The 20,100-nt window shown below is 70.8% G+C and carries 17 protein-coding genes; 3 read left to right on the forward strand and 14 right to left on the reverse strand.

Annotated features, from left to right (window positions below; genetic code table 11):
* Positions 1-44: 44 nt before the first annotated feature.
* The 12 genes from folP to FHS23_RS12040 form a co-directional block, all read right to left on the reverse strand.
* Positions 45-881, reverse strand: coding sequence for a dihydropteroate synthase (gene folP, locus FHS23_RS11985; protein ID WP_183653918.1), 837 nt, complete (start codon positions 879-881; stop codon positions 45-47).
* A 199-nt stretch (positions 882-1,080) separates the two neighbouring features.
* On the reverse strand, positions 1,081-2,127 hold the full coding sequence (locus FHS23_RS11990) for an ATP-binding cassette domain-containing protein (protein WP_183653242.1): 1,047 nt from the start codon (positions 2,125-2,127) through the stop codon (positions 1,081-1,083).
* A 113-nt stretch (positions 2,128-2,240) separates the two neighbouring features.
* Positions 2,241-3,635: a YjiH family protein gene (locus tag FHS23_RS11995; protein WP_221219340.1), complete on the reverse strand. Its 1,395-nt coding sequence runs from the start codon at positions 3,633-3,635 to the stop codon at positions 2,241-2,243.
* Positions 3,636-3,744: 109 nt separating this feature from the next.
* On the reverse strand, positions 3,745-4,902 hold the full coding sequence (locus tag FHS23_RS12000) for an acyl-CoA dehydrogenase family protein (RefSeq protein ID WP_183653245.1): 1,158 nt from the start codon (positions 4,900-4,902) through the stop codon (positions 3,745-3,747).
* Between the two features lie 16 nt (positions 4,903-4,918).
* Positions 4,919-6,103 (reverse strand): acyl-CoA dehydrogenase family protein, encoded by a 1,185-nt coding sequence (locus FHS23_RS12005; protein WP_183653248.1) that lies wholly within the window; start codon positions 6,101-6,103, stop codon positions 4,919-4,921.
* A 272-nt stretch (positions 6,104-6,375) separates the two neighbouring features.
* A complete protein-coding gene (locus FHS23_RS12010; protein ID WP_183653252.1) occupies positions 6,376-7,335 on the reverse strand; it encodes a LysR substrate-binding domain-containing protein in 960 nt (319 codons plus the stop codon).
* 22 nt (positions 7,336-7,357) lie between these two features.
* Positions 7,358-8,182: an HpcH/HpaI aldolase/citrate lyase family protein gene (locus tag FHS23_RS12015; RefSeq protein ID WP_183653255.1), complete on the reverse strand. Its 825-nt coding sequence runs from the start codon at positions 8,180-8,182 to the stop codon at positions 7,358-7,360.
* A 167-nt stretch (positions 8,183-8,349) separates the two neighbouring features.
* Positions 8,350-9,525: a CaiB/BaiF CoA transferase family protein gene (locus FHS23_RS12020; RefSeq protein ID WP_183653258.1), complete on the reverse strand. Its 1,176-nt coding sequence runs from the start codon at positions 9,523-9,525 to the stop codon at positions 8,350-8,352.
* A 42-nt stretch (positions 9,526-9,567) separates the two neighbouring features.
* Positions 9,568-11,019 carry a GntP family permease gene (locus FHS23_RS12025; RefSeq protein ID WP_183653262.1) on the reverse strand — a complete coding sequence of 484 codons (1,452 nt, stop codon included), beginning with the start codon at positions 11,017-11,019 and terminating at the stop codon, positions 9,568-9,570.
* A 182-nt stretch (positions 11,020-11,201) separates the two neighbouring features.
* A complete protein-coding gene (locus tag FHS23_RS12030; RefSeq protein ID WP_246381949.1) occupies positions 11,202-11,555 on the reverse strand; it encodes an AtuA-related protein in 354 nt (117 codons plus the stop codon).
* On the reverse strand, positions 11,552-12,892 hold the full coding sequence (locus FHS23_RS12035) for an acyclic terpene utilization AtuA family protein (RefSeq protein ID WP_183653265.1): 1,341 nt from the start codon (positions 12,890-12,892) through the stop codon (positions 11,552-11,554). Before FHS23_RS12035 ends, FHS23_RS12030 begins: the two co-directional genes overlap by 4 nt.
* Entirely contained in the window at positions 12,889-14,310 is a 1,422-nt protein-coding gene (locus FHS23_RS12040) for a CitMHS family transporter (RefSeq protein ID WP_183653267.1), read from the reverse strand. The genes FHS23_RS12035 and FHS23_RS12040 overlap by 4 nt, the downstream gene beginning before the upstream one ends.
* A 94-nt stretch (positions 14,311-14,404) precedes the next feature.
* On the opposite strand from FHS23_RS12040, the gene FHS23_RS12045 reads away from it, so the two are divergent.
* Positions 14,405-15,343 carry a LysR family transcriptional regulator gene (locus FHS23_RS12045; RefSeq protein ID WP_183653270.1) on the forward strand — a complete coding sequence of 313 codons (939 nt, stop codon included), beginning with the start codon at positions 14,405-14,407 and terminating at the stop codon, positions 15,341-15,343.
* 11 nt (positions 15,344-15,354) lie between these two features.
* On the opposite strand, the gene FHS23_RS12050 is transcribed toward FHS23_RS12045, so the two are convergent.
* Positions 15,355-16,110 (reverse strand): SDR family NAD(P)-dependent oxidoreductase, encoded by a 756-nt coding sequence (locus FHS23_RS12050; RefSeq protein ID WP_183653273.1) that lies wholly within the window; start codon positions 16,108-16,110, stop codon positions 15,355-15,357.
* Positions 16,111-16,271: 161 nt separating this feature from the next.
* Entirely contained in the window at positions 16,272-17,681 is a 1,410-nt protein-coding gene (locus FHS23_RS12055) for an MFS transporter (protein WP_343053850.1), read from the reverse strand.
* A 281-nt stretch (positions 17,682-17,962) separates the two neighbouring features.
* On the opposite strand from FHS23_RS12055, the gene FHS23_RS12060 reads away from it, so the two are divergent.
* Positions 17,963-19,270: a CaiB/BaiF CoA transferase family protein gene (locus FHS23_RS12060; protein WP_183653276.1), complete on the forward strand. Its 1,308-nt coding sequence runs from the start codon at positions 17,963-17,965 to the stop codon at positions 19,268-19,270.
* Positions 19,270-20,010 (forward strand): FadR/GntR family transcriptional regulator, encoded by a 741-nt coding sequence (locus FHS23_RS12065; RefSeq protein ID WP_221219341.1) that lies wholly within the window; start codon positions 19,270-19,272, stop codon positions 20,008-20,010. The genes FHS23_RS12060 and FHS23_RS12065 overlap by 1 nt, the downstream gene beginning before the upstream one ends.
* Positions 20,011-20,100 lie beyond the last annotated feature (90 nt).

The following is a 20,100-nucleotide window of genomic DNA, read 5'->3' on the forward strand; positions in this document are numbered from 1 at the left end:
CGAAGATCGTACCCCTCGTGCGGGGCTGCGTCAGCTCCGCACGATCACACCAGGCCGCGAATCACGTGAGCGGGTGGCCTCGTCCCCCGGATCACCGACACCATGTCGAGCGCCTGGCACGTCTCGGCCACGTTGTGCGCACGGAACACCGCCGCGCCCTGCCACGCACACACGGCCGTGGCGGCGAGCGTGCCGTACAGGCGCTGATCGACCGGCAGGTCGAGCGACTCACCGACGAAGTCCTTGTTGGACAGCGCCACCAGCACCGGCCACCCGGTGTCGACCAGCCGTCCCAGCTCGCGGGTGAGCGTCAGCGAATGCCATGTGTTCTTGCCGAAGTCGTGCGTGGGGTCGATCAGGAGCCCCTCGGCGGGGACGCCGATCTTGACCAGCGCCTCGGCCCGGTCGGTCACCTCGGTGATCACGTCGGCCACCACGTCGGGGTAGTTCACCCGGTGCGGCCGCGTGCGCGGTACCGCCCCGCCGGTGTGCGAGCAGACGTAACCGGCGCCGTACTCGGCCGCGACCTCCGCGAGGCCGGGGTCGGCGCCCGCCCACGTGTCGTTGAGCAGGTCGGCGCCCTCCTCGCACGCGAGCCTGCCGACCTCCTGACGCCAGGTGTCGACGCTGATCACCGCCTCCGGGAACCGCTCCCTCAGGCGCGCCACGAACGGCACCACGCGCCGCGTCTCCTCGTCGATGTCGACGTCCGCACCCGGCCCCGCTTTCACCCCGCCGACGTCGATGATGTCCGCACCGTCGGCGAGCGCCCGCTCGGCCGCCGCGACGGCCTCGTCGGCCGCGTAGGTCGCACCGCGGTCGTAGAACGAGTCGGGCGTGCGGTTCACGATGGCCATGACCAACGGCCGGTCCCGGCGCATCGCCCTGCCCCGGAAGCGGATCACGGAACCTGCGGAAGTCTCACCGGTCTGCACGCCTCCAACCTATCGCCTCCCGCTGCCCGGAATCGCGCACTCGCTCAGCCGCGGAATCACAGAGCCGCTGAATCACGGAGGCGCGGAAACACGCGGGGGCGGAAACACGCGGGGGCGGAATCACGCGGGGCGAAGTCGCGGACGCTCAGCGCGGCGGGGTGCCCGCGACCGTGCCGGCCCCGTGGGCGCCGTCGACGCCGTACCGGAGCCGGTCCTCCCCGGACAGCGACGCGGTGATGCCCCACTGCGCCTCGGGCGGCAACGTGTGCAGGAGCGACATCACCCGGTCCTTGCGCCGGATCGCCCCTTGCCGTTCCGGTAGGCCGGGTGTGGGCTGCAGCTGTGCGACGACGCCGCGGACGTCGTCGACCGAGCCGTCGTGGTGCCCCGCGGCGGCGTGGGCCTCCTCACGGGCGATCTGGGCCGAGTCCTTCTCCTCGCTCATTCCGATGGGCCCGCGCACGCGGCCGTTGAGGAACTGCTCGACGACCGGTTCGTCGGAGGTCAGCAGGACCTCGCGCGGGCCGAACATGACGAGTTCCTTGCGGAACAGCATGCCGATGTTGTCCGGCACCGTGCGCGCCACGTTGATGTTGTGCGTGACGATCAGGATCGTCGCGTCGATCTGCGCGTTCAGGTCCACCAGCAGCTGCGAGATGTAGGCGGTACGTACCGGGTCGAGGCCGGAGTCGGGTTCGTCGCAGAGGATGATCTCCGGGTCCAGCACGAGCGCCCGCGCGAGACCCGCGCGCTTGCGCATGCCGCCGGAGATCTCGCCGGGCAGCTTGTCCTCGGCGCCGGACAGACCGGTCAGCTCGAGCTTCTCGAGCACGATCCTGCGGACCTCGGTCTCCGACTTCTTCGTGTGCTCGCGCAGCGGGAACGCCACGTTGTCGTAGAGGTTCATCGACCCGAACAGCGCACCGTCCTGGAACAGCACACCGAACAGCTTGCGCGTCTCGTAGAGCTTGCGCTCCGAACAGCGCACGATGTCGGTGCCGTCGACCGTGCAGGACCCCTGGTCCGGTTTCAGCAGTCCGATCATCGACTTCAGGAACACCGACTTGCCGGTGCCGGACGGGCCGAGCAGGACCGACACCTCCCCCGGCGGCAGCGTGAGCGTCACGTCCCGCCAGATCGGCTGCCTGCCGAACGACTTGGACAGGCCTTCGACGACGACTTCGGCACCCACGTTGCCTCCTCGGAACCGCACCCCGATGAGCAGCTCATTGGAACACGTTCCACCCTGACACCGCAGTACAGCCTGGTCAAGCGACGCGAATTCCGATTAACAGCCACTCGGCGTCAGTGCAGCAGCAGCGCCACCGGGGTGGCCAGCAGGATCGTCAGGGCCACGCGCTGGAACCAGATGACGATCATCCGCGGCACGGAGATCGGGATGTCGGTCGCCAGCACGCACGGGACCAGAGCCGAGAAGAACACGATCTCCGAGACACAGACGACGGCCACGACGAACTTGACCACCGCCGTCGACCCGGCGACCACCAGTGCGGGCAGGAACATCTCGGCGATGCCCACGGCGGCCGCCTTGCCGATCAGCAGCGGCTCCGGGGCCTGCGCGATCCACGCGAACGGGTAGAAGAGGTAGCCGAGCCAGTCGAACAGCGGCGTGTACGTCGCGAGGACGAGGCCCAGCAGGCCGATCGAGAGGATCGACGGCAGGATCGCCATCGTCATGCGCATGCCGGAGGCGACGTTGACGGCGATGTTGCGCCCCAGCGACGGTGCCGCGGCCACCGTGGCACCCGCCTCCCGCCAGGCGAGCGCGAACCGGCGGCCGTCGGCGTCCTGTTCCGGCTGCGGGGTCACGCCGTCGGCACAGGTGTCGGGAACCCGTGACAGGGGCGGGATCCGGACGGTCACGGCCGTCACCACGAAGGTGATCACCAACGTGGTCCAGAAGTACGTGTTCCAGCTGCCCATCAGGTCCAGAGTGGACGCCACGACCACCATGAACGTCGCCGACACCGTCGAGAATCCGGTCGCGATGATCGCGGCCTCGCGGCCGGTGTACTTGCCCTGCCGGTACACCCGGTCGGTGATCAGCAGGCCCAGTGAGTAGCTGCCGACGAACGAGGCGACCGCGTCGATCGCCGAACGTCCCGGGGTGCGCCACACCGGCCGCATGACGGGGCGCAGCAGTACGCCGATGAACTCGAGCAGGCCGTAGCCGACGAGCAGTGCGAGGAACACCGCGCCGATCGGTACCAGCAGTCCCACCGGGATCACGAGGCTGTCCATCAGGAACGGCCCCATGTCCTCGTCGAACAGCCAGGCCGGGCCGAGGTGGAACACCAGCATGGCGCCGACGACGAAGCCGGCGACCTTGGCGATGGAGAACACCACCGACATCGCCGACCGGTTCCATGTCCGGGATGCGAAGGGATGTATCGCGCCGGCGAGGATGATGGCCAGCATCAGGTACGGCAGCGCTGCCGGGACCGCGGCCTCGACCGCGGTGACCAGGTGGTCCAGCAGGATCGAGCTCTCGCCACCGATCGACACCGGCACGAAGAACACGAACGCGCCGGCGACGCTGTAGACGAAGAACTTCCACATCGGAACGCGGCCGTGGACGTCGGCGCCGGGGCCCGGAAGGCCGGTACCGCCGCACGCGGTACCGCGGCCTTCCCGGCCGTGGCCGTTCGGATCGTCGCCGTGTCGCTGTTCGGTCGCCATCCGCCACCTCCTTTGGTGGCAGGCAGCGTCGCACCGCGCCGGGCCGGCCTGAACAGGTCAGCCCGACGAACAGTCTCGGATTTCAGACCGCCGGAACCGAGACCCGCCCCTACGCGTTGTTGAGCAGGGCGCTGGGAGCGCGCAGAGCGGACTCCGCGGCGACCGCCCTGCGCCGGGCCGCCGCCAGCCCACCGAAGCTCTCGGCGATCGCGGTCAACCGCGCGGCGTGGTGGGCGACCTCGGCCTCGTAGGTCATGCCGATGCCGCCGTGCAGTTGCACGGCCTCCTCGGCCACCGCCGTCGCGGTGTCACCGACGAACACGAACGCGTCGTCGGCGATCGCGGGGAGGTCGACGTCGGCACCACCGTCGATCGCCTCGACCGTCGCCGTGGCCCACAGCGCCATCGACCGTGCCAGTTCGACACGGGCGTACATGTCGGACGCGCGGTGCACGAGCGCCTGGAACGTCGCCAGCGGGACGCCGAACTGCTTGCGGTTCTTGAGGTATTCGACGGTGTGGCCGAGCGTGGACTCCATCAGCCCGACGGCCTCGGCCAGCACAGCCACACGCGCCCGCGCGACCGCGGCCTGCAGCGCGGCCGTCGCGTCGGTGCCGGTCGCGCCGAGCAGCGTGGCGGGGGTGCCCGCGAACTCGACCTGCGAGGCACGGCTCCAGTCTGCACTGCGCCCGTCGGTACGGGTGATGCCCGCGGCGGCCGCCTCCACCACGTACACGCCTGCGGTGTCCCCGTCCACGGCCGTGACCAGCAGCGTCGAGGCCTGGTCCGCGTGACGCACCGGTGACTTCACGCCGGACAGGACCACCGAACCGTCGCCGGAGTGGGCGGCCGCGACTGACGGCGCGCTTCCCCACGGCCTGCCGGGCTCGGCGTGGGCGACGGCGATCGTCGTGGCGCCCTCGGCGAGGGCGGGCAGCAACTGCTTGGCCTGCTCCCCGGTGCCCAGCGCGGCGATCAGCCACGACGGCAGGAACACGCCGTCCAGCAGCGGTTCGGCCGCGGCGTGCTTGCCCATCGCCTCCAGCGTCGCGTACACCTCGACCGGCCCTGCGCCGACGCCGCCGTGGTCGCCGTCGATCGTCAGCCCGGTCAGCCCCAGCTCGGCCAGTGTGTTCCACACGTCGTCGTTCCAGCCGCGCTCGGTGCTCGTCGCCTCGCCGCGGGCGCCCGCCGGGTAGCCGCGTCCCACGGCCGCGTCGACGGTCTCGAACAGCAGCTTCTGGTCTTCGTTGAACTCCAGGTTCATCGCCTATGCGCCCTTCTCACAGTCCGAGGATGGTCTTGGCGATCACGCCGCGCTGGATCTCGTTGGAACCACCGAAGATCGACAATTTGCGCTGGTTGAGGTACTGCGCCGCGGCGATCGTCGCGGCCTCGTCGGAGTGCAGCGACTCGGCCGCGTCGCCGTCCGGGGGCAGCAGCATGCCGTCGTCACCCGCGGCCCGCATGCGGAGCTTGCTCAACTCCTGCAGCGCCTTCGTGCCCTCCATCTTCAGTAGCGACGACACCGGGCTGGCCTGGCCGTTCTCCGACGCGCCCGTCACGCGCAGCTGCGTGGCCTCGAGGGCCAGCAGCGTCGTTCTCGCGCCGTGCATGGACGTGCGGAACTGCGGGTCGTCGGCGAGCGTGCCGTTCTCGGTCGGGATGCCTGCGGCCGCCTCGGCCAGGTCGGCGAAGACGCGCCGGCTCGTGCCGACCTGCGCGATGCCGTTGCGTTCGTTGCCGAGCAGGAACTTGGCGTAACTCCAGCCCTTGTTCTCCTCGCCGACGAGGTTCTCGACCGGCACGCGCACGTTGTCGAAGAAGAACTCGTTGACCTCTTCGCTGCCGTCGATGAGCGTGATCGGGCGGCGTTCGATACCCGGCGTGGTCATGTCGAGCAGCAGGAACGACAGGCCCTGCTGCTTACGCGGTGCGTCGGGGTCGGTACGGGCGAGCACGAACATCCAGTCGCCGTACTGGCCGAGCGTCGTCCAGGTCTTCTGGCCGTTGAGGACGTAGACGTCGCCCTCGCGGCGCGCGGTCGTGCGCAGCGAGGCCAGGTCGGAACCGGCCTCGGGCTCGGAGAAGCCCTGCGACCACCAGATGTCGAGGTTCGCGGTCGCGGGCAGGAACTGCCGTTTCTGCTCCTCGCTGCCGAACTCGGCGATGATCGGGCCGACCATGCTCACGTTGAACGCCAGCGGCTGCGGAACCGAATTGCGCTGAAGTTCCGAGGCGTAGATGTGCGATTGCGTCGGCGTCCAGCGCTTGCCGCCCCAGTCGACGGGCCAGTGCGGGACCGCGAGGCCGTGGGAGTTGAGGATGCGCTGGCTCGCGACGATGTCGTCGCGGGTCGTGCGGCTCAGCGCGTTCCGCCTCCGGATGTCCTCCGGAATCTCACGCGTGAACACCTCCCGCACACCGTCGCGGAATTCGATGTCCTCGGGGGACAACTCCAGATCCATGCAGTCTCCGTTCTCTCCGTCGTCGGCTCGAGCCCGCCCGCGCTCCGGCACCGCCACACGGCCCCCGCGCACCGGACGACTCCCACCATGATCATCCGGCGGCATCCCGCTGTCGAGCGGTGGGGTTGTCGAGCCACGAGGTTGTCGAACGGTAGGGCTGTCGGCCTGCGTACCTGCCGACCCACGCCGGGTCGACCGGCGTCTTCCGCGACTCTACGACCGATCGCCGGTCACCGGGCAGCGACGGCACCCGGCGAGCATCCGCACGGTGTTCACCCGATACCCGGCCACTGCCCTTCCGCGGCGAGCCGCTCGGTGACCTCGACGACACCGCGGCGCACCGCCACGACCGCCTCCCGCGGTTCGTAGGACTCGGTCGTGGTCCGCACGGCCACGTACCGGCGCAGGCCCGGTTCGACGATGCGGCGGACACCGAGGGCTCCGGCTTCGCGGTGTTCTCCGGCTTCGCGGTGTTCTCCGGCTCTGCCGTGGCCGGCGACCACCGACAACGGCAGGATCGTGCACGCCTGCCCACCCGCCGCGATCCGCAACATCGTGCCGAGCGACTCCACGTCTCCGACAACGGCGGGCCGTAGCCCCGCGGCGGCGAACGTGCGGTCGATCAGCGCGCGCAGGTGACTGTTCGGACCAGGGGTGACGAGCGGCACGGCATGCAGGTCGGCCAGGGCGACCTCGTGGTCCGACGGCGGTCGCGGCTCGGGCTGGCCCACCAGGTAGAGCTCCTCCGAGTACAGCGGCACCTCGCCGGCCCGTGGCGCGTCGTCCTCGCGGAACACCGCGGCCAGGTCGAGCCTGCCCGCCAACAGCAACTCGTGGATGTAGCCGCTCATCGACTCGAACAGCTGCAGGTGGATCCCCGGGTAGTGGTGCTTGACCCAGCCGAACAGGGCCGGGGCCAGCGGCGCGGCGACCGTGGTGGGCAGGCCGACCGCGACCGGCCCGTGCACGTGGTCGCGTTGGTCGGCGACGTCGTGGGCGAGCCGGTCGAACTGCCGCACGAGTTGCTGGGCGTCCCGGTAGAGCGCGGTGCCGGTGGGCGTGGGGCGCACGCCCCGTGGGCCACGAACCAGCAGCTGCACCCCCAACCGGGTCTCCAGCTGCGTCATGCGCTGGCTCAGCGCGGGCTGTGACACGTGCAGGCGGCTCGCGGCCGTGGACAGGCTGCCCGCCTCCACCACGCCGATGAAGTCCCGCAGGTGCGCGATGTCCACGTTCGCCCCGTCGCCGACCGCCTCAGTTACCGTCCCGTCGCCGCCGCCGCGCGATCCGCCGCGCACGTTCGACGACAGGCCGGTCGATCATCTCACCGTCCACCATGACGGCGCCGTCCGACTCGACGGCGAGTACTCGTTCGGCCCACTCCAGCTGGTCGGCCGAGGGTTCGAACGCGGCGTGCACGAGGGGCACCTGCGTGGGGTGGATGCACAGCTTGCCGCCGAATCCCCAGGCGAGTGCCCGCTCGGCGGAGCGGCTCACCGCGCCGGTGTCCCGGATCGCGGTGCTGACGCCGTCCACCGGCTGCGGCAGCCCGTGGGCCGCCGACCATCGGACGAGATCGCTGCGGGCGGTGTCGAGGGCGGCGTCATCGCTCACGCCGAGATCGAGCGCCAGGTCGACGCTGCCGAACAGGAGCCGCACGGTGTCGGCCGCGCCCGTGATGTCGGCGACGGACACCAGGCCGCGTGCGGTCTCGACCAGCGGCAGTACCGGCGCGCCCGATCGCTCCGCCGCCGCACGGACGTCGTCGGCGCTCTCGGTCTTGGGCAGCACCACCGCGTCCGGGCCGAGCCGCCGACAAGCCGCCAGGTCGGCGTCACCGTGCTCGGTGCGAAGATCGTTGACACGCACCACGACGACCCGGTCACCGCCCGGCCAGTGCCGCACCATGTCGTCCCGGGCCGCCTCCTTCTCCCCGGGACCGACGGCGTCCTCGAGGTCGATCACCACCACATCCGCACCGGCCTCCATGGCCTTTCCGAACCGGTCGGGGCGGGAAGCCGGCACGAACAGCCAGCTCACCGCCTCCTCGATCGCCGTCTGCTCGTCAGAGTCGCTCATCATTGTCCTCCACACCGCCTGCCGGTCCCACGACCCGGCGTACAAGCCTCGCCCTACCACAATCCGCTGCACGACAACCCGCCGTACGGCGGTCCGCAGGCGCGGATCCGGTCGTGCCCAGTCCTGTCACCGTGCCCGCGTGCGGTCCCGTCGTCGCGGGCGGGCCGTCACGCCACACCGTCGGCGACCAGGTCGTCGATCTCGTCGCCTGCCATGCCCAGTTCGCCCAGGATCGGCCGCGTGTGCTCACCGAGCGCGGGCACCGGGTCCATCCTCGGCGCGGGATCGGTGAGGCCCGGCGGCGCGGTCGCCCGCACGGGGCCCGCGGGCGTCGTCACCTCGTGCCACCGGCCGCGCGCCTCCAGCTGCGGGTGCTGCCACACCTCATCCACCGTGTTGACCCGGGCGTTGGCGACCGGGATCTCGTCCAACAACGCCATCACGGCGTCGCTCGACAGCTCGGCGAAGCGGCCGGAGACGATCCCGCCCAGCGCGTCCCGGTGCGCGTTGCGGTCGGCGTTGGTGGCGTAGTCCGGGTGGTCGGCCAACTCCGGACGCGCGAGGAACCGTTCGCAGAACGAGCGCCACTCGCGCTCGTTCTGCACGGCCATCATGACGACTTTGCCGTCGCCCGCGGTGAACGGCCCGTAGGGGTAGATCGTCGCGTGCGCCGCGCCCGCCCGCGGCGGCGGCTCGGCACCGTCGTAGGCGTAGTACATCGGAAATCCCATCCACTCCACAGTGGACTCCAACATCGAGACGTCGATGTGCGTGCCGACGCCGGTGCGGCCGCGTTCCAGCAGTGCCGCCAGCACGGAGCTGTAGGCGTACATGCCGGCGGCGATGTCGGACACCGAGATCCCCACCTTCGCCGCTTCCTCCGGCGTACCGGTGACCGAAACCAGGCCCGCCTCGCTCTGCACCAACAGGTCGTAGGCCTTGCTCGTCTCGTACGGCCCCGGCGAGCCGTACCCGGAGACGTCGCACACGATCATCCTGGGGTCACGCTCCCGCAGTGCCTCCGCGCCGAGTCCGGCCCGCTCCGCCGCGCCGGGTGCCAGGTTCTGGATGAACACGTCCGCCCCGTCGAGGAGCCTGCGCAACACCGCCATGCCGCGCGGATCCTTGATGTCGAGGGTGAGCGACTCCTTGTTCCGGTTCACCCACACGAAGTGCGAGCTCAGCCCCCGCACGCGCGAATCGTAGGAACGGGCGAAATCCCCGACACCGGGACGCTCCACTTTGATCACCCGCGCGCCCAGATCCGCCAGTTGCCTGCTCGCGTACGGAGCGGCGATCGCCTGTTCGAGCGATACGACAGTCACACCGCGGAGGGGTTGCATACCTGTGCCTTTCGCTGTTCGCCACCGGCTCCCGGCGGCACCTCAGACGACCACGCTCAGGATCATGACCAGCACCAGCGACAGCACCGACGCCAGCGACGTCACGAACGTCAGTGCCTTGAGCGCACCGCGGGTCGTGACTCCGAGCAGGGTCTGGAACATCCAGAAGAAGTTGCTGTTGAGCTGCAGTGCGAACAGCGCGCCCGAGCCGATCGCCAACGCGAGCACCTCCGCGGGAATGCCGAGGCTGCCCATGATCGGCGCCAGGATGCCGGCCGCGGCGATCCCGGCGACCGCGATGGAACCGATGGCGAGGTGCAGCACCGCGGCGACGAGCCACGCCAGCAGCACCGTCACCAGGGCGGGAATCCCGGCGCCTGCCGAGAACATGCCGGACAGCACGTCGTCGAGGTTGGTCTCACCGATGACGGCGCCGAGCGACCCGCCCACACCGGTCACGAGCAGGATCTGTCCGGTGGAGTTGAAACCCGACGTCATGGTCTCGCCGAGGGTCTCGGCGCCGAGTGCCCGGCGCGCGAGGACATAGGCCCCGACGAGGCCGGCGAACAACGCGAAGACAGGGTCACCGAGGAAGGCGAGCACATCGGACTCGACTCCTGCCGCCTTGGTGATCGCACCGGTCGCGATGAGCAGCAGCGGTACGACGATGGGCAGCAGCGAGACGGTCAGCGGAGGCAGGGCGCGTTCCCGGGCCACCGCGGTGGTGGTCGCACCACCCGCCGGCGCCGCGTCACCCGTCTCGCCACCGGGCTTCGGGGCGGCACCGGGGTCCGGGGCGGCACCGGAGACGTGGTCGGTCGCCCCCGCGTCCTCGGCGCCCGCCCGACCGTCCGGTGCGGACTCGACCTCGTCCTTCTCGGCGTTCCAGAAGCCCCGGGCCAGCATGCGGCCGTAGACGAACACGGTCAGCAGCGCCGTCACCGGGCCGAGGACGAAGCCGTAGAGCAGCATCGTGCCGAGCGGCACGTCGAGCAGGCCGGCGATGGAGATGGTGCCGAGTCCGGGCACGACGAACACGTACCCGACGAGGATGCCCGCGGTCAGCGATCCGGCCATCATCGCGAGGCCGTTGCGGCCGAGATGGGGTGCGGCGGACCGGGCCAGCGGAGCGGCGAGCACGAGCTGAACGTCGACGTAGATCGAGGGGAACACGGAGCTGAGGGCCACGGCGAGCGCGTACGGCAGCCGCCGCGGTCCCAGCGCCCGCAGCAGCTTCTCCACGACCTTCTGCAGCGCGCCCATCGCGTGCAACAACCCGCCCAGCAGCACGCCGAACCCGATGAGCAGCCCGACCTCGGCCATGATGTCGCCGAAGCCCGTGGCCACGGTTGTGATCGTCTTCTCGAAGCCGAGGCCCGACGCCAGGCCGAGGTAGAGCGACCCGACGACGAGCGCGATGACCGGCTCGACCTTGACGATCAGGATCAGAGCGATGACGGCGGCGATCGCCACCGCCGCGTGCAACACGACCATTGTGTTCCCGTTCTTCCCGGCTCAGCACTCGTCTTCTCGGCTCAGCACTCGCAGTCCGGCGCCCCGGAACCCTCGTGAGGTCCGAGCGTCCGGACGTGATCCAAACACGACGGCGCCGGTCCCGGTAGCCGGTGATCGCCGAGGCCCGTATAAGCGAGCCTTATAGCCGGCGGACGCGGTCGTCAGCCGAGCTCGAGTGTCAGCAGGCGGTAGCTCAGGGTCTTGCCGTGCCCGTCGAGGACGGCCGAGCCGGTCACTCCCCCGCCGAGCACGCCGGGCAGGCGGAAGACCAGTGCTGGAAGCCCGGGCACGACGCTCCTGCCCACCTCGCCGGTGACGAGCGGTGCGAAGTGTGCTGCCACCACGTCGGCGGTGAGGCGTCGTTCGAGCACGGTGAAGGCGACGTCGTCGCGGGGCAGCACCGCGAGCATGAGCGTGTCGCCCTTGTCGCCCGCCCGCACGTCGGCAAGCTCGTCCACCGTCATCGTCGCATCGTCCCCCGTCGCGCTGTCCGTCGTCCCTGTTCGCTCCGTCATCCGAGCACCGTCACCCGCGGGCGCACGTGCTCACGCGGCACCACGCACGAACGCACCGCCACGATCTCCGTGGCGCTCCTGCGTGCCCCGCCCCCACCTGCGGGACCGTTGGTGTACAGAGCCTCCACTTCCCAGCCGACGGCCTCGGCCGCCTCTGCGGACGGCACCCGCGCGGACACGCGCAACCGCACCTCCGTCGGATCGGACGCGGGGGCCAGGCCGCGGAACGCGGCGCCCGCACCGATGTACTCGACCTCCACGGCGTCCTCCGGCAGTCCGTGCACCGCGACGAGCCGCTCGCGCACGATGTCGGCTGCCATACGGGCCCGGTCGATGCAGCGCGGCCCGGCGTAGGTCAACTGCCCCTCGCCCAGCCAGCCTCCCCGGAAACCGAGCGTCACCTTGAGTCCGTCCGGGCGCGGCCCGCCCGTCGCGCCGCGCGCCGCGACCCGGTCCGTGCCGGCGTCGGTGAAGGTGACGCCGCTGAAGTCGGCGACCACGTCGGGGGTCACGTAGGCGCCCGGATCGTCCACTTCGTACAGCAATTGCTCACCGCAGGTCCGGCGGTCCAACCTGCCGCCAGAGCCGTCCGGCTTGCCGAACACGGCAGCGCCGTCAGGCCTGACGTCGGCGAACGGGAACCCGAGCCGGGCGGGGTCGGGCACCGGTTTGGTGACCGGGTCGGCGAAATAGCCGCCGGTGAGCTGGCCCGCACATTCGAGCAGATGACCCACGAGCGTCCCCTTGCCGAGCAGGTCGTGGTCTCCGACCCGCCAGCCGAACTCGTGGACGAGCGGGCCGAGATACAGCGCCGGGTCGGCGACCCGGCCGGTCACCACGACGTCCGCACCGGAGCCGACGGCCTCGGCGACCGGTTCGGCACCGAGGTAGGCGTTGGCGGAGAGCAGCTCGTCGCCGACCTCCGACAGCGGCGTGCCGGTCTCCCACACGACCGGGTCGAGCGTGCGTACCAGCTCGAGTACGTCGTCGCCGGTCACGACCGCGATCCGTGATCCGAGGCCCAGCTCGCCCGCCTCGTGCCGTGCGCACTCGCCCGCTGCTTCCGGGTTGGCCGCACCGGAGTTGGTGACGACCGTCGTCCCCGCGCTGTGACAGTGCGGCAGCACCGCCCGCAGTCGGGCCGCCAGCAGCGGATCGAACCCGGCGGCCGGGTCGGCGAGTCTGCGGGCGTGCCCTGCGGCGACGGTGCGCTCGCCGAGACATTCGAACACGAGGTAGTCCGGCCGGGCGCGGCGCGCGAGTTCCACGGCGGGGTCGATCCGATCCCCGGCGAATCCCGCACCCGCGCCGAGCCGCAGCGTCCCCGGCGCCCTCATGACGCCCACACCGGGATCGCACCGGTCGCCAACGCGACGGCCAGCATCACGAGACTGGCCAACCACGCCCAGCCGATGAGCGCGCGGATGTGCTTGCCGATCTCGACGCCTGCGAGACCGACCAACAGGTAGAAGGATCCGGTGAGCGGGCTGATCGGGAAGCCGAGCGTCTCCTGGCCCAGCAACGCGGCCTGTGCGAGCTCGGTTCCGGTGATGCCGAACTGCTCGCCGACGCCCGTCAACACCGGCAGCACGCCGAAGTAGAAGGCGTCGGGCCCGAACAACAGGCTCAACGGGACGCCGAGCACGCCCACGATCAGCGGCAGCGCCGGTGCGGCTCCGGCCGGAATGGCCTCGGCGGCCGCGGTCGCCATCGCCTCGATCATGCCGCTCGCCTCGAGAATGCCGAGGAACACACCCGCGGCCAGCAGCGTCGTGACCATGAGCATGGCGCCCTTGGCGTGCGCCTCGATGCGGTCGGTCTGCGCCTTGAGCCCCGGGTAGTTCACGATCAGTGCGATCACGAGTCCGGCCAGGAACACCGCCTCGGCGGCCGCGACGCCCGCAACGAGCCCGCCGATCACGGCGACCGTGAGCGCGATGTTGAACCAGAACAGCTTCGGCCTGCGCAGCGCCCCGGCATCGGTGTCGTCGCCGGCCGCTCCCGGCGAGACCGTCACGCGGCTCTCGTCCCGGTCCGTCGCGTCCGCGGTGTCGGCCGTGGTGACGTCGCCGCCCACCGCCGGGGTCGCACCGGGCCGATCCGGCCCACCGACGGCCGCGACGGCGACCGGCTCGGCCGCGGTGAGCCGCTTGCTCTCCCGCCTGCCGAGCCACCACGCGATCACCAGCACCGTCACCACACCGGCGATCTGGGCCGGGATCAACGGCACCCAGAGGTCGTTGACCGGCACGTCCGTCGTGCTCGCCGCACGGACCGCGGGACCACCCCACGGCAGCAGGTTCATCACACCCGCGCCCAGGCCGACGCAGGTGGCGAGCAGCAGCCGTCGCATGCCGAGTCCGTCGAACACCGGCAGCATCGCGGGGATCGTGATGAGGAACGTCGTCGCCCCTGCACCGTCCAGGTGCACAGCGCAGGCGAGCGCGGTCGTCGCCAGGCACACGGTGGCGGGCGCGTTGCCTGCGAACCCGACGATGCGATCGATGATCGGGTCGAACATGCCGGCGTCACGCAGCACGCCGAAGAAGGCGATGGCGAACACGAACATCGCGGCGGTGCCCGCGACATCGGCGATGCCGGCACCTGCGAACTCGCCGACCTCGGCGGGGCCGAACCCCGCGACGAAGGCAGCCACGATCGGCACACCGGCCAGCGCCACGACGGCGGCCACCCGGTTGGTCAGCAGCAACGCCAGGATGACACCGACGGTTGCAAAGCCCAGCCAAGACAACATTGTCCCAGGACCTCTCCACGGTTTCGGATCTGCCGAGAGTCTGGTGCCGCAACCGACTGTCGTCCAGCATTGATTCCGCATAGATTGATGCACCATGAGCATAGACATGTCGATCCGGCAGTTGCGTGCGATCGTCGCCGTGGCGGATGCGGGCGGCTACAGCGCCGCGGCGCGCCAGCTCCACATTGCACAGTCCTCTTTGAGCCGGTCGGTGCTGGAGATCGAGCGGCGGGTGGGCGTGTCGCTGTTCGAACGCACCACGCGCAGCGTCGTGCCGACACCGGACGGCGCGGAGTTCCTGACGATCGCGCGTGGGTTGCTGTCCCATGTCGACGCGGCGCTCAACCACTTCGAGGGATACCTGGCGGGCACGCGCGGTTCGGTCACGGTCGCCGCGCTGCCCTCACTCGCAGGCAGTATGCTCCCGGCGGCACTGGCCGATTTCCGCCACGACCGACCCGACGTGGCCGTCTCGGTGCGCGACGGCCTGGCGGACGAGGTGCTGGCACACGTGGTCGACGGCACGGCCGACATGGCGATCACCGTGGCGCCTTCCGTACCCGCCGGACTCAGCGCCCCGCGCATCGCCGTGGACCGGTTCGTCTGTGTCTTCCCTCCGGGCCACCGGTTCGGCGGTCGGCAACGGGTCGCGTGGCGGGACCTGGCGGGCGAGCCGTTCGTCGCATTCGACCGGGACACCAGCATCCGTACCTACGTCGACCGCACCCTCGCCGACGTCGGTGTCGAGGTGGGGCCGATCACCGAGGCGCGCAACATCGGCGCCGTCGCGGGCCTCGCGGCGGCGGGCCTGGGAGTGTCGATGGCCCCGGCGCTCGTCGTGCCCATGATGGGATTCGCCGGACTGGAGCACGCGACGGCGAGCGGGCCCGTGGTGGAGCGCGACATCCGGCTCGTCCACGACCCCGCCCGCCCGTTGTCACGTCCCGCCCGCGCCCTGATGGACACACTGCTCGGCGCCGCGGCACGCGAACTCGAACTGCCGGCCGGAGCACGGTGGACGACCGACGACTGAGGGGCGTCGCGTCAGCTCGCCGTGTAGCCGCCGTCGACGAGGTGGTAGCTGCCCGTGACGAAGCCGGCCGCGTCACCGGCCAGGAACGCGACGAGATGCGCCACCTCCTCCGGTTCGGCCATGCGCCCGAGCGCGTGCCGTCCGGCCAGGTCGCGCTGTGTCGCGTCGTCGAGCGCATTCGCCACGGCAGGGGTGTTGACGAACCCGGGTCCGACGGCGTTGACGCGAATCCCCCGTGCGCCGTACTCGAGCGCGGCGTTCTTCGTCAGGCCCTGCAGGGCGTGTTTGCTCGTCACGTACGCCGAGTTGCCGGGGAACCCGACCGAGCCGAGCATCGACGACATGTTCACGATGCTGCCGCCGCCGTGCGCCAGCATCGCGGGAATCTGCGCCTGCAGTCCGTGGAGGACACCGCCGAGGTTCAGGTCCAGCACGGCGTTCCACGAGTCCAGCGAGTAGTCGGCCAGCTCGGCGGCGCCTCCGCCGATGCCCGCGTTGTTGACCGCGATCCGTAGCGGCGCGAGCTTCTCCGCCTCCCCCACCGCGTCGACGTGGAGGTCCGCAACGGAGGCGTCGCCGACCAGGACGGCCGCCCTGCCGCCCGAATCGGAGATCTCCCCGGCCACGGCCTGCGCGGCGTCGCCGTCGAGGTCGGCCACGACGACCGCCGCCCCGTTGGCCGCCAGCAACCGCGCCACCGCACGTCCGATTCCACTACCTGCGCCGGTCACGATCGCCGACCGGTTCGCCACGTCGTAGGTCGCCATCGGTCCTCCCGTTCCCGGTGCGCGCACCGGATCGTCGGCTGTCACGTCGCGGCCGGCCCGGTGCCGATCACGGCGCCGTTCACCATGCCCGCCCGCGACGCGACGCGCCAGTGCGACCAGACGTCCCCCGGTACAGGCGTGCCGTGACGGAGCCGGCCGCGTCAGGCCGCGGACGTGACGGTCTCCACCGTGCGCGGTGCGGGGGTGACCAGCGCGATCGCACCGGCGAGCGCCGCGGCCCCACCGGCGATCAGGAAGATCACGGTGTACGCAGTGATGCCGGGATAGGTGGCGTCGCCGACCCGGACGACGATGCCCGCCGTCACCGTGGTGACGATGGCGCTGCAGCTGGACGTGCCGATCGACCGGCACAGGGCGTTGAGACTGTTGGCGGCGGCGGTCTCCGACTGCGGCACGGCACGCATGATCAGCGCGGGCACGGCGCCGTAGGCCAGAGCGGCGCCGACCGCCGGGACGGTGACGACCACGATCACGGCAGCGAGCCCGTCGTGGACCGTGACGCGCGCCAGGTTGCCCACCGCGAGCAGCGACGTGCCGAGCACGACCGTCACCTTCGGCCCCCATCGGCGGGAGATGACCGCCGACAACGGCGAGAAGGCCACCATAGCGCCGCCCACCGGCAGCAGCGCCAGCCCGCTGGCCACCAGCGAGAGGCCGAAGCCGTAGCCGGTGGCCGCGGGCGCCTGCAACATCTGCGCGCTGACCATGAACGAGGCGAACATGGCCACACCGATGAGCACGGAGGCGACGTTCGTGAGCAGCACGGCGGGCCGCGCCGACACCCGCAGGTCGACGAGCGGGCCGGTGGGCAGGCGCAGTTCGTACCAGCCCCAGCCGACGAAGATCACCAGAGCCGCGGGCAGCAGGAGCAGCACTTCCGGGCTGTCCCAGCCCCAGGTGCTACCCCGGGAGACGGGAAGCAGCAGGCACAGCAGGCCGGCCGACAGGCCCACCGCACCACCGAGGTCGAACCGGCCGCCGCTGCGCACCGGCGATTCCGGCACGAGCGCCGTCACCAGCACCAGTTGCAACGCCCCGAACACGGCCGCACCGGCGAACAACCAGTGCCAGTCGGCGTACTCGGCGACGAACCCGGTCAGCGGCAGTCCGATGGCGCCGCCGGCACCCAGGGTGGAGCTCATGACGGCGATGCCCGTACCGACCCGTTCGGGCGGCAGTTCGTCGCGCATGATGCTGATGCCGAGGGGGATGACGCCGATCGCCACGCCCTGCAACCCGCGCGCCGCCAACGCGAGGAGGAATTCGCTGCTCACCGCGCCGAGCGCGCTGCCCACGGTCATCGACGTCAACGCCACGAGCAGCATGCGCCGTTTGCCGTACATGTCGCCGAGCCTGCCGAGCACGGGCGCGCAGACGGCTCCGGTCAGCAGGGTGATCGTGATCAGCCACGCGGCGTTGGACGGTGTCGTGTCGAGCAGGCGCGGGAACGCGGGCAGCAGTGGCACGGCCAGCGTCTGCATCAGCGAGACGGCGATACCCGACGCGGAGAGCACGGCGACCACGGACCACGGCGCGGACGTTCGGGCCACGACCGGCGTCCTCCGTTTCACTCGATGGCCGGCGCGCGCACGACACGGTGCGCTCCGGCGAGGTCAGCCGACCGAGTAAACAGGTTCCGGCACGAGCGTGCAAGAAGAGTGGGGTGGACCACAACCCCGACAATGATGCTCATCATCCTGAGAGTTACCGTGGACCGTCTCGTGAAACCGTGGCTTGTAGGTGAACCTGACTGGGAACTCTGGACAGAATCACCTGTCGACCGGGTATCGTTGTGCTAATCTATCATCACCATTCGCATAGAGGAGACGACATGGCCACGGACACCGTCCCCTCCGACGCGCGGCCGCTGGCCGGTGTACGGGTGATCGAACTCGGCTCGATGTACGCGGCGCCGACCACCGGCCGTATGCTCCGCGACTTCGGTGCCGACGTCGTGAAGGTCGAGGACCCGTCCGCCGGCGATTTCGCCCGGCAGTGGCAGCCCGCCCACAACGGCACCGCCATCGGCTTCGCCCGGCTGAATTCGGGGAAGCGCTCCGTCGGGATCGACCTGCGCACGCCCCGTGGCCGTGAGGTCGTCACGCGGCTGATCGACGAGGCCGACGTCCTCATCGAGAACTTCCGTCCCGGACGACTCGAGAGCTGGGGCATGGGCTACGACGACCTGGCCGCCCGCAATCCGCGCCTGGTGATGACGCGGGTCAGCGGGTTCGGTCAGACCGGCCCCTACCGGGAGCGACCCGGTTTCGGCACGGTCGCCGAGACCGCCAGCGGCTACGCGTTCCTCAACGGCTGGCCCGAGACGCCGCCGACCGCTCCCCCGTTCGGATTCGCCGACTCGATCGCCGGCATCTCCGCGGCCTTCGGCACGGCCATGGCGCTGTACCGGCGCGAGCTGTCCGGCCACGGTTCCGAGGTCGACGTCGCACTGTACGAGCCGTTGATGTTCATCCTCGGCGACGCCGTGCTGAACTACACCTCGTCCGGCACGATCATGCAGCGGCACGGCAACGCCTCCGGTGCCGCCTCACCACGGGGCATCTATCAGGCCGGCGACGGCGGCTGGCTCTCGATCGCAGCGTCGAATCAGGCCATCGCGATGCGCCTGTTCGACGCCATGGGCAAGGCTGAGCTGAAGACCGACGAGCGCTACGCCACCAACACGGCACGCATGGCCAACAACGACGCACTCCAGGCGATCGTGCGCGAGTGGATCGGCGCCCGGTCCCGCGACGAGGCGCTGGCGATCCTCGACGAGTACGAGGTCGTGTCCGCGGCCGTCAACGACGCGAGCGACATCGCCGCCGACCCGCACTTCCTGCAGCGCACTCTGGTCGACCTGGCGGGCAGCGCACTCGGACCCGCCCTGATGCCGGGACCGGTACTGCACGTGCGCGACATGGAACGACCCGTGTACCAGGGCGTTCCCGAGGTCGGGGAGCACACGGGCCAGGTGCTGGCCGGCGAGCTGGGACTGCCCGCGGGCGAGCTGACCGCGTTGGCGGCCGACGGGGTGATCGGCGCCGTGGACGGCGACAGCGGCTCGACGGACCCGGCCGGCGCGTCCGTGGCGGGCACCGACGTCGGCACCGGGAGCAGGACCACCGGAGCGGCGTGATGACACAACCACCACTCCGGCCACGCAAGACGGCCATGCTCGTCGCCCAGCGGATCGTCGCCGACATCCACGAACGCGGTAACACGGTCGGCGAACGCCTGCCGCCGGAACGGGTCATGCTCGACGAGTACGCCGTGGGCCGCGGGACGCTCCGCGAGTCGCTGCGCTTCCTCGAGCTGCAGGGAGTGATCTCGCTACGGCCGGGTCCCGGCGGTGGCCCCGTGGTGGAACAGCCGGACGCCTCCAGCCTGGCGACGGCACTCACGCTGTTGCTGCAGTTCGAGAACGCGCCGTTCCGCACGATCGCGGAGGCCCGCACCGGCCTGGAACCGATGATGGCGCAGCTGGCGGCCGAGCGGATCGACGACGAGTCGCTCGGCCAGCTGAAACTCAGCGTCGACACGATGTACGACCAGCTCGACGACCAGCACGTCTTCCTGGCCGAGAACAAGCGGTTCCACGACATCATCGCCCACGGCAGCGGCAACGCGATGTTCGGCTACCTCGTCGACGCCCTGCTGGGGATTCTCGACGGCTCGGCGATCGGCATCGACTACCCGAAGGTGCGGCGCACCGCCGTGCACAAGGCGCACCTGCGCATCTACGAGGCGATCGCGACGCGGGACCCGCAGGCGTCGTCGACGGCGATGGCCCACCACATCGAGGAGTACGTCAAGTACGCCGAGCGGAAGTTCCCCGACATCCTCGCCGCGCCGATCACCTGGACCCATCTGACCTGAGCCCGGCCACGGTCCACGACCGCGCCGTGGTGGCCCCGCGTTCCGTGACGGCACCGGGGCCACCGCCTCCCCGCGCGGACCGCGTCACGG

It is taken from the genome of Prauserella isguenensis, assembly GCF_014191605.1.
GTDB lineage: Bacteria > Actinomycetota > Actinomycetes > Mycobacteriales > Pseudonocardiaceae > Prauserella > Prauserella isguenensis.

Coding starts and splice junctions, on each gene's coding strand:
- folP (WP_183653918.1), bottom strand. CDS start 881: ATGCGCCGGGACCGGCCGTTGGTCATGGCCATCGTGAACCGCACGCCC.
- FHS23_RS11995 (WP_221219340.1), bottom strand. CDS start 3,635: ATGGCGACCGAACAGCGACACGGCGACGATCCGAACGGCCACGGCCGG.
- FHS23_RS12000 (WP_183653245.1), bottom strand. CDS start 4,902: ATGAACCTGGAGTTCAACGAAGACCAGAAGCTGCTGTTCGAGACCGTC.
- FHS23_RS12005 (WP_183653248.1), bottom strand. CDS start 6,103: ATGGATCTGGAGTTGTCCCCCGAGGACATCGAATTCCGCGACGGTGTG.
- FHS23_RS12015 (WP_183653255.1), bottom strand. CDS start 8,182: ATGAGCGACTCTGACGAGCAGACGGCGATCGAGGAGGCGGTGAGCTGG.
- FHS23_RS12020 (WP_183653258.1), bottom strand. CDS start 9,525: ATGCAACCCCTCCGCGGTGTGACTGTCGTATCGCTCGAACAGGCGATC.
- FHS23_RS12025 (WP_183653262.1), bottom strand. CDS start 11,019: ATGGTCGTGTTGCACGCGGCGGTGGCGATCGCCGCCGTCATCGCTCTG.
- FHS23_RS12030 (WP_246381949.1), bottom strand. CDS start 11,555: ATGACGGAGCGAACAGGGACGACGGACAGCGCGACGGGGGACGATGCG.
- FHS23_RS12035 (WP_183653265.1), bottom strand. CDS start 12,892: ATGAGGGCGCCGGGGACGCTGCGGCTCGGCGCGGGTGCGGGATTCGCC.
- FHS23_RS12040 (WP_183653267.1), bottom strand. CDS start 14,310: ATGTTGTCTTGGCTGGGCTTTGCAACCGTCGGTGTCATCCTGGCGTTG.
- FHS23_RS12045 (WP_183653270.1), top strand. CDS start 14,405: ATGAGCATAGACATGTCGATCCGGCAGTTGCGTGCGATCGTCGCCGTG.
- FHS23_RS12050 (WP_183653273.1), bottom strand. CDS start 16,110: ATGGCGACCTACGACGTGGCGAACCGGTCGGCGATCGTGACCGGCGCA.
- FHS23_RS12060 (WP_183653276.1), top strand. CDS start 17,963: ATGGCCACGGACACCGTCCCCTCCGACGCGCGGCCGCTGGCCGGTGTA.
- FHS23_RS12065 (WP_221219341.1), top strand. CDS start 19,270: ATGACACAACCACCACTCCGGCCACGCAAGACGGCCATGCTCGTCGCC.